This window comes from Pseudomonas sp. 2822-17 (genome assembly GCF_002742485.1).
In the GTDB taxonomy this organism is placed as follows: Bacteria; Pseudomonadota; Gammaproteobacteria; order Pseudomonadales; family Pseudomonadaceae; genus Aquipseudomonas; species Aquipseudomonas cyclaminis.
In genome coordinates this window covers 1-264 of record NZ_LJRZ01000796.1, presented here as the reverse complement: position 1 = coordinate 264, position 264 = coordinate 1, and the positions used below count along the sequence as shown (strand labels likewise).

Annotated in this window: 1 protein-coding gene; it reads left to right on the top strand. The window is 36.4% G+C overall.

Features of this window, described 5'->3' with window-relative positions:
• The coding region (locus AOA60_RS28815; protein ID WP_143522580.1) for an NUDIX domain-containing protein at positions 1 to 264 on the top strand (264 nt) is incomplete at both ends.

The following is a 264-nucleotide window of genomic DNA, read 5'->3' as shown; positions in this document are numbered from 1 at the left end:
GGGTTTATTTATATTTCAAGTTGGTCCAACAAAAGATGGTGAAAAACTTGGAGTGGTAAGATTGGGAGGACATATAGAAGATAATGAAACGGCTCTAGATGCTGCAAAACGTGAAGTTTTTGAAGAGGCTAAAGTAGAAATAACCCCTTTTAATCCTATGGCGACATTTTACCTTAGAGAATGGGAGAAGGAGCTTGTTAGAGTAAATGTAGATGAACCGATTTCTCCAATTTTAATTAAGGGGAATGAAGATTCTTCGTATAC